Annotated in this window: 15 protein-coding genes and 1 riboswitch; of the genes, 5 read left to right on the top strand and 10 right to left on the bottom strand. The window is 51.5% G+C overall.

Going from position 1 to position 14277, the window contains the following annotated elements; genetic code table 11:
• Positions 1-39 precede the first annotated feature (39 nt).
• The 4 genes from B1748_RS17555 to B1748_RS17570 form a co-directional block, all read right to left on the bottom strand.
• Positions 40-1011, bottom strand: a complete 972-nt coding sequence (locus tag B1748_RS17555) for a 2-hydroxyacid dehydrogenase (protein ID WP_087569237.1) — start codon at positions 1009-1011, stop codon at positions 40-42.
• A gap of 393 nt (positions 1012-1404) precedes the next feature.
• Positions 1405-3243 carry a polysaccharide deacetylase family protein gene (locus tag B1748_RS17560; protein WP_087569238.1) on the bottom strand — a complete coding sequence of 613 codons (1839 nt, stop codon included), beginning with the start codon at positions 3241-3243 and terminating at the stop codon, positions 1405-1407.
• Between the two features lie 16 nt (positions 3244-3259).
• Entirely contained in the window at positions 3260-4690 is a 1431-nt protein-coding gene (locus tag B1748_RS17565) for an MBOAT family O-acyltransferase (protein WP_087569239.1), read from the bottom strand.
• A gap of 50 nt (positions 4691-4740) precedes the next feature.
• Positions 4741-5166 carry a GNAT family N-acetyltransferase gene (locus tag B1748_RS17570; protein WP_087569240.1) on the bottom strand — a complete coding sequence of 142 codons (426 nt, stop codon included), beginning with the start codon at positions 5164-5166 and terminating at the stop codon, positions 4741-4743.
• 177 nt (positions 5167-5343) lie between these two features.
• On the opposite strand from B1748_RS17570, the gene B1748_RS17575 reads away from it, so the two are divergent.
• Positions 5344-6318, top strand: a complete 975-nt coding sequence (locus tag B1748_RS17575; protein ID WP_087569241.1) for a cation diffusion facilitator family transporter — start codon at positions 5344-5346, stop codon at positions 6316-6318.
• A 129-nt stretch (positions 6319-6447) separates the two neighbouring features.
• The gene (locus tag B1748_RS17580; RefSeq protein ID WP_256975741.1) at positions 6448-7650 is read left to right on the top strand and encodes a chloride channel protein; all 1203 of its coding nucleotides are present in this window, start codon (positions 6448-6450) and stop codon (positions 7648-7650) included.
• Here B1748_RS17580 and B1748_RS17585 read toward each other — a convergent pair.
• Positions 7632-8510 carry a radical SAM/SPASM domain-containing protein gene (locus B1748_RS17585; protein WP_087569242.1) on the bottom strand — a complete coding sequence of 293 codons (879 nt, stop codon included), beginning with the start codon at positions 8508-8510 and terminating at the stop codon, positions 7632-7634. The two genes, B1748_RS17580 and B1748_RS17585, sit on opposite strands and share 19 nt — an antisense overlap.
• A gap of 24 nt (positions 8511-8534) precedes the next feature.
• The gene (locus tag B1748_RS17590; RefSeq protein ID WP_256975742.1) at positions 8535-8990 is read right to left on the bottom strand and encodes a thiol-disulfide oxidoreductase DCC family protein; all 456 of its coding nucleotides are present in this window, start codon (positions 8988-8990) and stop codon (positions 8535-8537) included.
• 110 nt (positions 8991-9100) lie between these two features.
• Positions 9101-9208, top strand: a riboswitch (guanidine-I (ykkC/yxkD leader).
• Positions 9209-9316: 108 nt separating this feature from the next.
• Here B1748_RS17590 and B1748_RS17595 point away from each other — a divergent pair.
• On the top strand, positions 9317-9667 hold the full coding sequence (locus B1748_RS17595) for a DMT family transporter (RefSeq protein WP_087569243.1): 351 nt from the start codon (positions 9317-9319) through the stop codon (positions 9665-9667).
• Positions 9664-9978 carry a DMT family transporter gene (locus B1748_RS17600; protein ID WP_087569244.1) on the top strand — a complete coding sequence of 105 codons (315 nt, stop codon included), beginning with the start codon at positions 9664-9666 and terminating at the stop codon, positions 9976-9978. The genes B1748_RS17595 and B1748_RS17600 overlap by 4 nt, the downstream gene beginning before the upstream one ends.
• 79 nt (positions 9979-10057) lie before the next feature.
• Here the strand turns inward: B1748_RS17600 and B1748_RS17605 are convergent, their stop codons facing one another.
• From B1748_RS17605 to sleB, 4 genes are all read right to left on the bottom strand, one after another.
• Complete coding sequence (locus B1748_RS17605; protein WP_087569245.1) at positions 10058-10279, bottom strand: cold-inducible protein YdjO-related protein; 222 nt, start codon at positions 10277-10279, stop codon at positions 10058-10060.
• Positions 10280-10328: 49 nt separating this feature from the next.
• The gene (locus B1748_RS17610) at positions 10329-11417 is read right to left on the bottom strand and encodes a lactonase family protein (protein WP_087569246.1); all 1089 of its coding nucleotides are present in this window, start codon (positions 11415-11417) and stop codon (positions 10329-10331) included.
• Positions 11418-11495: 78 nt separating this feature from the next.
• Complete coding sequence (locus tag B1748_RS17615; protein ID WP_087569247.1) at positions 11496-12134, bottom strand: DsbA family oxidoreductase; 639 nt, start codon at positions 12132-12134, stop codon at positions 11496-11498.
• A 104-nt stretch (positions 12135-12238) separates the two neighbouring features.
• A complete protein-coding gene (gene sleB / locus B1748_RS17620; RefSeq protein ID WP_087569248.1) occupies positions 12239-12892 on the bottom strand; it encodes a spore cortex-lytic enzyme in 654 nt (217 codons plus the stop codon).
• A 244-nt stretch (positions 12893-13136) separates the two neighbouring features.
• Here sleB and xerS point away from each other — a divergent pair, with 244 nt between their 5' ends.
• Complete coding sequence (gene xerS / locus B1748_RS17625; protein WP_087569249.1) at positions 13137-14231, top strand: tyrosine recombinase XerS; 1095 nt, start codon at positions 13137-13139, stop codon at positions 14229-14231.
• Positions 14232-14277: the final 46 nt, after the last annotated feature.

Here is a 14277-nt window from a genome sequence, read left to right on the forward strand (position 1 = left end):
AATCTTGCTGTACAGCCTCTTCATATTCACAGCTAATCGCTACGAACGAAATTCCGGGACCAGGTATGGCGGAGTTTCGCCTTTCAAAGCCGCAACCAAATTTTCCGCAGCTGCTCGAGCCATGACGATTCGGGTCTTTGTCGTTGCCGAGCCAAGATGCGGCAGAACGAGAACATTCGATAGTCTCAACAGCGGATGTCCGCCATCGAGAGGCTCCTGCTTAAACACGTCTAGTCCAGCTCCGCGGATCTTGCCCGTCTCGAGCGCTTCATACAATGCGTCTTCATCGACAGTCGCACCCCTGGATACATTAATGAAAATCGCCGATGATTTCATGCGCGAGAACTGCTCTTGACCCATCATATCCCTGGTCTCTTCTGTTAACGGCGCCAGCATGACGACAAAGTCGGAGGTGGAGAGAAGCGTATTCAGATCGACATATGCGGCTTCGTAACGTTCTTCCGCTTCCGGCTTGCGAGTCCGATTATAATACTGCACGTTCATGTCAAAGCCGAACCGGGCGCGTTTCGCCACGGCTTCGCCGATCCGTCCCATGCCAATGATGCCTATCGTCGCATGGTGTACGTCGACACCGAACAGATTTTCGCCGTCTCCGCGCTTCCAGTTGCCATCGCGAACGTAACGATCCAGCTCCGCCACTCGCCTCGCCGATCCAAGCATTAACGCAAATGCCAAATCCGCTACCGTATCGTCAAGCACGTAAGGAGTATGCGTGCCAATAACTCCCCGCTTCTTCATCGCCCCGATATCAAAATGATTGTAGCCAACCGAAATAGAACTGACGACCTTAAGCTTAGGCGCGGCATTTAATAGCTCCTCGTCGATTCGGCGTCCGGATGTAATAAAGCCATCCGCGTTCGAAAGACGTTGCTGAAGCGCGTCTCTTGTGATGGTATCCCCTTCTGTCCACATATCCAGCTCGCAGTGCTGCGATAGCCATTGCACGACTTCAGGAGCCAGCTGCCGATCTACAAATACTTGAGGTTTCATTCCTTCTCCACTCCCCTATACAAGTTAACATTCATTAACGATTGCAGAACAGTTTAGCTTAGAAAAGATACTTGGTTGAAACTTCCCTCAATAGAACGATGTCGATTAGGACAGGCTAGAAATGTCCCATTGTGAAATCAATGAACATTATGGATGGAGGTCACCTTGACATGAGTCGTCATCGACATCAATCAGTGACAAGCAGGAACTATGCATATGCAGTCAACTCCAAACATGCAGAGAACCAAACCGTTGCATCCGTTTCAAAGAATCGCAATCAGAAGGGACATACGCCGAACAGCCCATCTACAGGCTAACGGCGAACAGATGGAGGCTGCCGAATGGAACGATCCCCCGTTCTGGGGCAGCCTTCCGTTTTTCACCCCCTCATTTCTATTTAGTCTCCAGCAGCTTGACCAGCGCTTCGCTTGCCACCTCAGGCCCCCCGTTAATCCGCTTTAGCGCAAACAAACTGCGATTGTCCCCTTGTCGGATTACGCTAATGCCAGGAGTTGTCGATAATGTGGAGCGATAGCCCTTATCCATCAAAATTTGTTCGGACAGATGCGAGTAATAGCCGAACGGATAAGTAAATATGTTAACCTCATGATTCGGAATTTCCTCTTCGATAAGGCTGGCCAAATACGAGACATCTTTGGCAAATGCTTCGCTATAGGCGCCATTGCTCTCTCCCTCCATCTGCAGCACGCCGCTGCGTACGGATGGATCATCCGGCGATGATTCATGAAGATCGAAGCTATGGTTTTGAATATCGATTACCCCGGAATCCTGCATTTCCCTCGCTTGTTCCCAAGTGAAGTGTGGGTAAAATTGTTTGCCTGGGATCCGGTGCTCGTTACGTCCCACCGACCAGCCGATAATGGAGATCGTAGCATTCATGCCCAGCTCCTTGAGAACAGGATAGGCGTATTCGTAATTGCTGAGATAGCCGTCATCGAACGTAATGGCTACAGGATTGTCAGGTAGCGTTTTCTTTCCGTCCACGTAGTCGATTAAGTCCTGGATCAGCACCGTGTTGTAGCCTGCAGCTTTTACCGCTTCCATGTCGCTTCGGAACTTGGCAGGCGACGTAATTAACGAATTCGGCTCGTACGGGTCGTCGTCGATATGATGATAGATGAGAATCGGTATGGCAACAGATTGTCCGTTCAAGCTAGCGGGACGAGTAAAAGCTTCCTCTGCCCTCTCACGAACATTATCCTTCGTCGTATAGTGGCCGAAATTCGCGGGAACGTACACGTCCGGGTCCTCAAAAATATAACCCAGCATCATGGCGCCTAACGTATTCCTGTAATGCATCGTATCGTAGAAGTAACGCGGATCGCCGCTGACGCCCGAATAACCGCTAAAGTCCCAAAAATCGGTGACCTCCGCGATCTTGGTCCAATACGTCTTAAGCTCCTCCATATCATAGCTTAACAGCTCCTGATCCGCCGTCGCGCCCGTTATAAGCCTAAAGGTGGCTCCGTGTTCCTCCGTATAAGCCTTCATCCGTTTCAACGATTCGACGTTTTTGTCCAGCGCCACCGCCTCCAGCTTGCCGAACGGCGCAAACGCCGCGGCGTTTGCGGTCATATACGTCTCGAGATTGTCGACGGGCTCCGCGTCTCGTTTTATTTTGTTATAGACGCCCGTCTCGGGAATGAACTGCGAGTATTGGAACGGATCGACCGACCGCTGCGCGTACCCCTCCAGCTTGGAATAGCCGTACGTAGGATTGAGCTTCAAGTAGTCCCAGTAAAACTTAAGCTTGGACTCGCCCGACACCTTCGCATGCAGCGATTGCTTGAAGTCCGTCGGCGTTTCGTTAAAGTGGCTGATCTCCTGCAAGCTCATGTGGAGCACGATATTTTTTGGCTTGTACTCGTCGATTAGATAATAGAGCGTCTTTTCGTAATCGTTGAAGTCGCCGCCGTACATCAACATGCTGTAAAAGCTGGCTCCGTCGCCGTAATAGTCGTTCAGGAGCTCCGGAGAGATCGAGCTGGATTTGGACCCCCCGATAATATAAGAATCGTAACGGTCGTGATATTGATCCAGATAGCCGATCTTGGCGACCCTGGGATTATTGACCATGTTGTAGGAGTGCCAGCCCAGCACCTTGTCCCCGAATACGCCGAACGGATCCACGATCATGTTGAACCCTCCGAGCGTGGCAGCCGCGAGCAGCAGCGACGCAAGGAACGCAGTTATCCATCTGCGGAACGTCATGAGGAACACCCCTCTTCTAGAATTGGAAATATAAGAAATTAGATACCGACGTCATCTGCGCCAGCGAAATGCCAAGCATGAACGCGGCTGCGACGGCATGTCTGATCTTCGGTTTGAAGTCGTCCGTCAACTGTTTCGAATTCGGAGTAAAAAACGTGATCGCCATGCCGATAAACAGCAGCGCGAGAATATAGGCATTATTGGCCGCGTAGATGACGAGATGGTCGGCGAAACCGCTAAAGCCAAGGCCTGAATAATCTTTGAGGCTGAACATTTTGCGGAAGACCGCCGTCGCTTCCTTCATATCGTCGGATACGAACAGGATGCGCGTGCCGACAACTCCCGCGAACGTAAGCGCCCACGCCAGGAAAAAGGGCAGCTGCCACTTGTTCCGATACATCATGTGGGACATGCAGACGAACACTCCATTGACGAGACCCCAGATAATAAACTGCCAGCCTGCTCCGTGCCAGAAACCCGAAACAAAAAACGTCATCATGACGGAGAAGTAGAAGTTAAAGCTGCCGCTTCCCTTTCGGTAGAAGCTTCTGAATATGTAATCGGACAGAAACTTCGACAAGGTCATATGCCATCGCTGCCAATATTCGCGGAAATTCCTTGATTTATAGGGCGAATTAAAGTTATGGGGCAGACGGATATTGAACATAAAAGCAAGTCCCAGCGCCATGTCCGCATAACCGGAAAGATCGAAATAATAAGAGATGGTATAGCCAAAGGACGCGCCCCATGCCGCGAACGTATCTCCTGCTCCGACGTCTCCAAAAAATGATGCAGCATAACTCGTAAGCGGATCGGCTAACATAATTTTTTTGGCGCAGCCCATGGCGAACAGAAAAATGCCGAGCATCATATTTACCTTGTTGAATCGCAGGAATCCCTTTTCCTTGTATTGCGGGATCATATCTTCGTGATGGACGATCGGTCCCACGATCAGCTGCGGAAAGAAGGTTATGAACAACAGGAAGTCGATAACAGGCGTTTCCTTCGTTCGCTCTTTGTAACAGTCGACCAGGTAAGCGATAAATTGGAACGTGTAGAACGAGATTCCAAGCGGAAGCACAATCTCCAGCAGCGGGAATGAACCGCCGCTTAGCAGGTTTACATTTTCGATGGCGAAGTTCGCATACTTGTAGTATCCCAGGAATGCGACGTTGAGCACAAGACCCGCCGTGAGCAGCAATCTTTTTGTCCACCTTGCGTTTGCTTTGGCCGCTCTCACGATCAAGCTGCCGATCATGAAATTCAGCATTATATCCGCGATGAACAGGAGCACGAAGGTCCCGCTTCCTTTTGCATAAAAAGCCAATGAAGCCAGCACAAGCCACAGCTTGGCCACATTCTTCCAGCCCAGGCTCGCCAAAACGCGATAGACGAGAAACGTAACCGGAAGAAAGATGAAGATGAACGTATAGGTAGAGAATATCACGCATAACCCTTCTTTCGCCGCGTGTTATTGGATAAATAAACGCATTGCCTCTATAATGGTTTGATCATTCTCACGTGGGGGATGTTCTCCTCCATAAATATATCCGAATCGATTGTGTATCCTGTTTTTTCATAAAAATCCGCTGCTTGCGTCTGTGCATGAAGCTTGGCCTTGGTCAACCCCTGTTCACGCGCGATCGCCTCCAGCTCTTTCATAATTTCTGCGCCGATTCCGGCTTTACGGAACTTCTCCCTTACGCAGATCCGTTCCAGCTTGGCCATCTTGTCCAGACTGCGAACACGCCCCGTACCGGCTGGCTCTCCGTCGTATCGAACGAGCACATGGCTCGACTCTCCTTCATATTCGTCGATTTCCGCTTCATGGGGAACACCTTGTTCTTCGACAAAAACCTCCGTCCGGATGGCAAATGCCTGCTCAAGCTGTTCCTTATGTACCGCTCTCTCGGTTGTTATCATAACAGCGACTCCTTTCGTGATACCTTTATCATTATATAAGGTTTATCGACAATTGCCAAAAGTAAAGTGTCGAATGACGGAGCTCGTTAAAGGCATATTAGACTTTACATTGAAGAAATAATCGAAAAGGCATATAATTACATGTAAATTTACGGTATATGGAGGAGTAATCGTAGCATGCGCAATTTGATCGCATTAATTAAGCAAGGCAACACCTCGTCAGGCATCGCGGCTCTTGGCAATACGGGCCTCGCGGTGATCAAGGCCATCGCAGCTTCCATCAGCGGCAGCGGCACAATGTTCGCTTCCGCCATGCATTCGATCGCGGATGCGGTTAACCAGGGTTTCGTCTTTGCCGGCAGCGTCCTGGCGGAGAAGAAACCGACAAAGCGGTTTCCCACGGGATTCGGCCGCGTAGTCAATCTCTTCTGCATGGTGGCCGTCATCGTGGTGACGATTATGGCGTACGAAACCTTTCACAAAGGCGTTAAGCTGCTAGAGCATCCCGAGGAATCCACCAACTTCTGGCTTAATTTCATTGTCTTGCTGATCGCAATCGGCATTGACGGCGCCATATTGATCAAAGCAATGAAAGAAATCGTCAAAGAAACCCGTTCCGGAGCAAAAGGCATTGGCATTATCTCTTCCGCTGTCCGCAATGCGGGAAGAGCTGCTCCTCCCACCCGCCTTGTATTCTATGAGGATGTCGTCGCTACGCTTGGACAGGCGCTCGCTCTCATAGCGGTTATTCTTGCCGAATTTACGGACTTCAAGCTGCTGGACGGTATCGCCACCGTTCTGATCTCGTTCCTGATGATCGGCGTCGCCTTTAAGGTTGGTTACGACAATATGGTCGGCTTAATCGGGGTTGCAGCTCCCAAGGACGTGGAAGATCGAATCAGCCGCAATATTTTGTCTCAAACGGACGTGACGGATATCGGCAGAATGCGGATCGTTCAGGAAGGCCGCGCGTATCATGTGGAAGCCTATATCGAGTTAAGCAAAGGCTTAAGTCTCGCGCAAGCGACCGCAATCAAACACAAGGTCATCGACAACCTGCTTCGCGATCCCGATATTTCGGATGTTACGATCGGAATCATGGACGACGACGGCGTCATTAGTTGGACGCGGCCTGCAACTGTTGTAGAATAGTAAACAATAAGTCTGCCGCCGAACGAGACGAACGCAGAAAGCTCGTGTTCGTCGAAGTCCAATCATAAGCGAAGCCGACATCCCTCTTCGACGGGTGTCGGCTTTTCGTTTGAGGAGTTGTCTACAGAAGTGAATGCTCGTTGGTTCTCCATTTTTCGCTTGTGCAGCCTCGCGATTGCCGCAGGTATTGCGGCAGGCACCGCCTCCGCACTCTTTCTCTTCATGCTGGAGGAAGCGACTGCGCTGCAGTTCGCCAATCCTTGGTTATTGTGGCTCCTGCCTGCAGGCGGGGCGCTGGTCAGCATCCTCTATATAAAGGTCGGAGGGCAATCGATCAGAGGCAACAACCTGTTGTTCGAACAAGTACATGCGGGCAACGGCGAGGTTCCGTTCCGAATGGCGCCGCTTGTGCTGTTGGGCACGGTTGTAACCCATCTGTTTGGCGGTTCCGCCGGACGCGAAGGAACGGCTGTTCAGATGGGCGGAAGTCTTGCCGGAGCCATCGGCAAGCGGCTTTCGCTTCCCGTAGAGGATAGACGATTGCTGCTTATTTGCGGGATTAGCGCCGGCTTTGGCTCCGTGTTCGGCACTCCGCTCGCCGGTACGGTCTTCAGCATCGAAGTGGCTGCGCCGAAACGCATGCGGTTCCGAGCTTTGATTCCCGCTTTGCTTGCCGGATTTTCAGGTCATTATGTTACGCTTGCCTGGGGAGCGCATCATAGCCATTACAAGATTGGCTCGCTGCCCGAGCTGGATTGGCTCGTAACGGCGCAGGTGACGGCGGCCGCGATACTGTTCGGTATCGTCGCCAAGCTGTTCGTACGGCTTACTTCGTCGCTGAAATGGCTGTTTGCCCGGTATGTTCCTCATCCCGCGGTTCGCCCTATTGTCGGCGGTCTTATTATTATTGCACTCGTATATAGTCTCGGAACGCGCGACTACTTAGGTTTGGGACTTCCGTTGTTAGCGGATTCGTTTGATGGAACTTCAGCTCCTCAAGACTTTGCTTGGAAACTTCTTTTTACATCTCTTACATTAGGAGCCGGCTTCTTTGGAGGCGAGGTCACGCCGCTCTTTGTCATTGGCGGCACGCTCGGCAGCGCATTGGCGCCGCTGTTATCGCTGCCCTCGCCGTTCCTGGCCGCGTTGGGTCTTATCGCCGTCTTTGGAGCCGCATCAAGAGCTCCCCTCGCTTGTTTGTTGCTTGGAGTGGAGCTGTTTGGTCCAGCAGGCATTGCCTACTTCGCCTTGGCATGCGGGATCAGCTACTATGCCGCCTATGGACGAGGTATCTACGAATCCCATGTCCGTCACTACGTCCCGAAACGTTGACGGTACCCGCACTTCCGGCACAGCTCTTCGACGGCTTCCCTGCGCGAGAAGCCGTCGTACAGCTTGACAGCCCGCTCTCCCTCCACAATATCCGCGAACGGACTATTGTGAATATTGCCCAGGTTAATGACTCCCTCCCCATCAAGGCAGCACGGAATGACCGTTCCGTCAATCAGCACGCCAGCCTGATTGCGAAGAGCATGACAGAAACCTTTGCCGTCATCCTCCGGTTCCTTCAGATCGGGCCACTTGAATTCCGGATCCTGATTAAGGTAGATCCTATCCTGGATCTTTACCCCTGTACCCGGCTTAAATTTCTCTTCAATGTGATAGTCGAGACCGTACGCTTCTTCGATCATGGAGAGCAGCTCCCTGTTTTTGTCCCGCTGCTGGTTAACTTCGTTATCCATATCCAGATTCCATAGCCTGTACGATACGATGAGATCGCTCTGGGCTGTCGCCTCGCGTACGAAGTCCAGGATGGCGGCCAGATAGCCGGCTTTATCCTTGGAGCCCGCATGTCCATCGAAGCTGTGAAGCGAGAAATTCATTTGTCGGAGGGCGGGTTTGCCCAGCAACTTGGAACGATTTTTGGAAATCAGCGTCCCGTTCGTCGTAATATTGACCTTGAAGCCCTTCTCATGGCTAATATCCAGCAGCTCGTCCAGCTTGGGATGCAGCAGCGGCTCCCCTTTGACATGGAAATAAATATAGTCGGTAAAGGGTTTTATTTGATCCAGCGTTTTAATAAAATCCTCCACCGAAATAAACCCTTTCGCCCGCTGAGTAGGCGGACAGAAGTGGCAGGATAAATTGCATATACTCGTTGTTTCGATATAGAACTTCTTAAATCGTTTCATGAACTGAGCCCCATCTATTTAGAATTAGAAACCTTCCGGCAGAAATCGTTCCCTAACTTCCTTGGTTGGCAGCAAACATTGCTCCGACTTGCCGAACCAGCGGTATCTGTTGCGTGCGATGAACCGATAGACGGCATCCCGGATTGGCGCGGGTATGACGATCAGCGCGTAAGCCAGCGAACGCCAGCCGCCAAGTCCCTTCCATACCCGGAGAGCTGCTCCCGACCGGTTGTAGTAACGGCCGTTAACGGCAAGGATGAAAGAATCGAAATCATCCATGTCCCCGTCCCCGCCATCATTCATTGCCTTGAGAATCGACCGGCCAGCGGGAGACTGCAACGCAGCGAATCGGAAGCGGGCGCGGGAATCGCGCTTTACCAAATAACGAACAATATCTTGACACAGGTAGCAGTGGCCGTCAATCAAGATGACAGGCTGTTCGATCCGCCGCTCCTTCTTATTTTGTTCATCATTCTCCAATTCTCTCGCCTACTTTCCTCCAGCAGCTTCCCTCATCCTATCATAGATTCGGCATTCTTGCACTTGACCATGCCGGGCATCCTGTACTATAATCAAACGAACCGAATATGGCAAAGGGATTCTAGGGTTCCGCGGCGCTCGCGCCGGACTGGTCCGAGGGAATCCGCGCGATAGCCGTTCTATTGCGAATGACACGGAGGGACAAAAGCCCGGGAGATATCGATACGATATTTCCCGGGTTTTTTTTGTTGTGATGCCCGCCACGGATTGTTTGCGCCCGCAAATGCCATGCTAGGTTTAACAAAAACGGAGAGGAGCAGATCTACATGTCTTCATCTAACAACAAATATTGGTTTATCGTCGTCATCGCTGCTTGTTTCGAGGTTATTTGGGTCATCGGCTTAAAACACGCGGACAGCGTATGGGAGTGGATTGTAACCGGGGTGGCTATCGTAGTCAGCTTTGGCTTGCTCATTTACTCCTCCAGGATATTGCCAACGAGCACCGTCTATGCGGTCTTTGTGGGATTAGGAACCGCCGGCAGCGTCATCGCGGAGATGACCGTATTCGGCGTACCGTTTAATTGGGGCAAGATCGCCTTTATTTCCTTGTTGTTAACCGGCGTAATCGGACTCAAGCTGGTTACGCATGAACGCGAAGGAGGAACATCGTCATGAGCTGGTTGTTCGTCATTTTAGCAGGAATGCTGGAAGTCGTTGGAGTCGTTGGCATCTCGGAGCTGAACAAGCGTGTATCTGCCCGAAGTATCCTCATGCTGGGCGGAGGCTTCCTTGCCAGCTTCATATTTATGTCGCTTGCCATGAAGGACCTGCCCATGGGCACGGTATATGCGGTTTGGACCGGCATCGGAACGGTGGGAAGCGCGTTAGTCGGCATCCTGTTCTACAAGGAGCCCCGAACGCCGCTTAGGCTCTTTTTTATGGCCCTCGTGCTTGCCAGCGTAATCGGACTCAAATTAATCGGCTAGGCTGTTCTTGAACAGACAACACCCCTTTCTACGGAGTAAACCTTCGAGAAAGGGGTGTTGTTGTTTCCTTATTGAGCTGTTAGAAATCGTTTTTTGGCTTGCGCGGCTGCGACTTCGCCTTGTTCTGAACCGGAGGAAGATGTCTCATGCTGCGGAGCATCGGCCCTTTGCAGATGGGACATTGCTGCTCTGTCGCTGCCGCGAATTCATCGCGTACCCACGCTTTGCATTCGGTATTTTTACATTTCCATATTTTTGTAGGTTTTAAGTTCGGTTTTGTACCGTCGCTTGTTGTCGTCACGTGAGTATCTAGTTCCTTTCTTTCGCCAAAAAATGCATGATGCTGTGATTTATGAAGATAAGTATACCGGAATGGCGCAAACAGGCTTGGAAGCCTCCGTTGAATGTCCCGTCCAAGTAAGCGTCCCTTGTTCCTTGTCCACCAGATAGGTGACGAGATTATTGCCGTCGCGGTTGGCCGCGATCAAATAATTGCCGTTCGGAGTTAAAGCAAAATGACGCGGATGGCCGCCTTCCGTCGAGATATGCTGAATAACCTTTAGCTCGCCGCTGCCTTCCTGTACTTGGTAGCCGACGATACTGTCATGTCCGCGGTTTGAGCCATACACATACCTGCCATCGCCCGAAATCGTAATTTCCGCGCAGCCGTTCTCTCCTTCAAACTCTTTAGGCAATGTGCTGATTGTCTGAATCTCGCTTAACACGCCGTTCTCCGCGTCATATCGAAATGCCGTTACCGTTGAATCCAGTTCATTAATGACATAGGCGAATTCGCCGCCGGGATGGAACACGAAGTGCCGTGGACCCCCTCCGGTACGAATGACCGTTTCATTGTGGTGGATCAACTTGCCTTGCTCGTCATCCAGGCGGTAAGCAACAATGCGATCAAGCCCCAGATCCTGCACGAACAGGTAACGCCCATCGGGACTATAGAAGCTGGAATGCGGGTGAGGCTTGTCCTGCGGATCTACGCCCGTGCTCGCTCCGACATGCTGGACAGTGTCCAAAACAGCGCCGATCGTCCCGTCTTCTCCGATGGCGGACAATCCAATCATGCCGCCGTGATAGCTCGTTACAGTCAGAAAGCGGCTTTCGCGGTCACGCTGAATATGACATGTCGTATTGGCTGCCATCTCGGCGCGATTAAGCTCCGTAAGCTCGCCCGTTTCCTTATCGATAGCAAACGAGACGCCAATCCCGACTTTATTGCCCGATTCCTTCGTAATGTCCGCGATCGCATAGAGACGGCCGCGAGCGGCATCCACGTTTAAGAAGGTCGGATTGCGCAGACCCGCGTATTCGTGCTTCAGCGTCAAGCTGCCGCTCTTTTCGTCCAGCGTATACACCTTGACGCCGTTATCCTCCTGGTTAGCGTAAGAACCGACAAAAACGTACAATGGGCTTTCTTGCGTAGACATGTCTGTATCCTCTCCCTGCTGCCGTGATCTATTTTGTGCAAGCGGCCCCGGTTCCATACCGCAAGCTTGTTTGCTACTTCAGGACTTCTCGGCCCAAGCTTTTTTTAACGTCTCCAGGAAAACTTCCGGCGGCTGGGCACCAGACACCGCATATTTGCGATCGATGACAAAAAATGGCACGCCGCGAATGCCAAGCCGGCTGCCTTCCTGCTCCTGCGCCCGGACGGAATCCGCATAGCTGTCGGATTGAAGCACTGCCAGCGCCGCGTCCTTGTCAAGTCCGACCTCGTCTGCAAGCGCAGCGAGCTGTTCTGGATTATCGATGTTCAAGTTGTCCGTAAAATAAGCTTTAAGCAGGCGCTCGGACATGGCTGCTCCCTTGCCTTGCTCCTCGGCGTAATGTGCCAGCCTGTGCGCGTTAAACGTATTAAGCGACAATGCGCCATCCAGGCGGAACGTCAGTCCGACGGCTGCCGCTTGTTGAACGACGCCATCGCCAGTCGACTTCGCTTGTTCCAGGCTCATCCCGTATTTGCGCGATAGCATTTCATGGGTAGTCATGCCGAGGGAAGAATCCGTACTTGGATCCAGCTCGAAGCTTCGCAGCTCTGTAACAACGCTGTCCTTGTGCTCGAAGCTGGCAAGCGCGCTTTCGAACTTTCTTTTGCCAATATAGCAGAACGGACATACATAATCCGACCATATTTCGACCTTCATCTTGCACCTCCCAGTTATGTACCGATCTATTATAGCATGTCTTCACAAAAAAAAGCATGTCGATGGAAGCAGCAACATGCTGCTCCACGATCATGCTTTATCTATTAGACAGCAAAGATGTGACGGCCGATCTTGCCAATCTGCTTGCGGGACCAGATCCAGGATGATGTTGCCGTATCCGGGTTGAAATAATACAACGCTCCGCCTGACGGATCGTAGCCGCGTACGGCGTCCAGCGCCGCCTTATATGCTGTCGTATCCGGCTTCATGTAATATTGACCGTCGTCCACTGCGGTAAATGCGCGCGGCTGCTCGATCACGTCTTTTACCGTATCCGGGAAGCTGGCATGAGCCACTCGGTTCATGACGACCGCGCCGACTGCTACCTGCCCCACGTACGGTTCTCCTCTCGCTTCGCCGTATATAATTCGCGCAAGCAAGTCAAGCTCGTGTCTGTTGACCGATACCTTCTTAAGCATCTTCCATGTCGCAGGTCCAGCGATTCCGTCCGCTTTCAAACCGTAATCCCTCTGGAACAGCAGCACGGAATGGCGGGTAACTCCGCCGTAGTAAGAGGTGAGTCCTTCATTGAAGTAACCTAACGTCTTGAGTCTATATTGGAGATCCGGCACATCCGCGCCAGTGGATCCATATTGTAAAGTGGCCGGTGCCGCCGCCGAAGCCGGCTGCATCACAGTCCCTAACGTCAATGCAAGCAGGACGGCGACCATGGCGCCGATTCTAAGTTTGTTTATCATCTTGGCATCATGCCTCCTCTTCCGATTATCGCCAGCTAATGCTAGCAAGCGACTCGTAAGAGTGTAACATAGCCCCGGCTGGAATGTAACCGATCTGCAGAAATTACAAATAATTGCTATTTCTTTAAAATACTCGTCCATGTAAGTCTCCGAGCCTGTTGTCCCCGGCTGTTGCCGTTGTTACAATAAGAACATAGAGTCGGCATATAAGCCGACCAGGCTTTGGTACAGGAGGCGTTAGTGCATGAACCTGCTTAAGCAGAAGGACCGTGAGGAGCTTGATGCCAAGCTTCCATCTATGCCTTGGTATATCGAGCAATTTATCGCTTATAAGCTTCCCGATTTGTCCCCTTCCTCTCTCCTCGAGTATGTAAGGGATTACGAAACATTTATGAAGTGGCTGATGGCGGAAGGATTGACGGAGGCATCTTCTTACCGCGAAGTCAAGCTGACTGAGCTGGAGGTGCTTAAGATGGAGAGCATCGACAACTACCGGATGTTTCTTTCGACGCACAAGCCGGAGCGCAATAATCGAACGACGATCTCGCGCAAGCTCTCGTCCCTTCGCTCTCTCTTTCATTATTTGAGCCAAATCGCGGAGGATGACGACTTCTATCCTTTGCTAAAGCGTAATGTTATGGCCAAAGTTACGATCAAACGGACGCATAAGCCCAAGGACACGGCGGCCAAGCTGGAGGGCAAGCTGCTGCAAGAGGAAGAGATAGCGGAATTTATGGCTTACGTTAAGGTCCATTACGGCACGGACGTAGCAGACAATAAACAAGCCTCCCATTCGTTTCAGCTAAATAGCGTTCGCGATGCTTGCATCATTAGTTTTATCCTTCATTCCGGACTGCGCGTATCCGAGGTCGTCAACTTGAACGTGGACGATATCGACTTAAAAAAGAAGCTTTGTTATGTTTTTCGCAAGGGCAAGAACGACGATACCTTTAAGACGCCCGTATACTTCCGTCAGGAAGCCGTCGAAGACCTGACTGCGTATATCGCCATTAGGGAAACCAGATACAAGTCGCCGCGCAAGGAGAAAGCGCTGTTCCTCGCCATCGCTAACGGCAAAAATGAAGGCTCCCGCATGACGAAACGCGCGATTCAGGCCATGGTGATCAAGTATGCCAAGCGATTCGGCAAGCCCTATCTCTCCGTACATAAACTCAGACATTCGTTTGCGACGGACTATTATTTGCAAAACGATATCTACAAGACGCAGGAGCAGCTCGGACATGCTTCTCCCGAGACGACGCAAATCTATGCGCATCTGACGGATAAAACAATGGCGGAAGCCATCGACAGAAGACAAAAAGAGGGCAAGCCGGATTGACGCCTCCCAGCGTCTCCCGCTTGCCCTTTATGTTGGATCTCCCTTT

The organism is Paenibacillus sp. MY03 (assembly GCF_002165585.1).
GTDB classification, from domain to species: Bacteria; Bacillota; Bacilli; order Paenibacillales; family Paenibacillaceae; genus Pristimantibacillus; species Pristimantibacillus agaridevorans.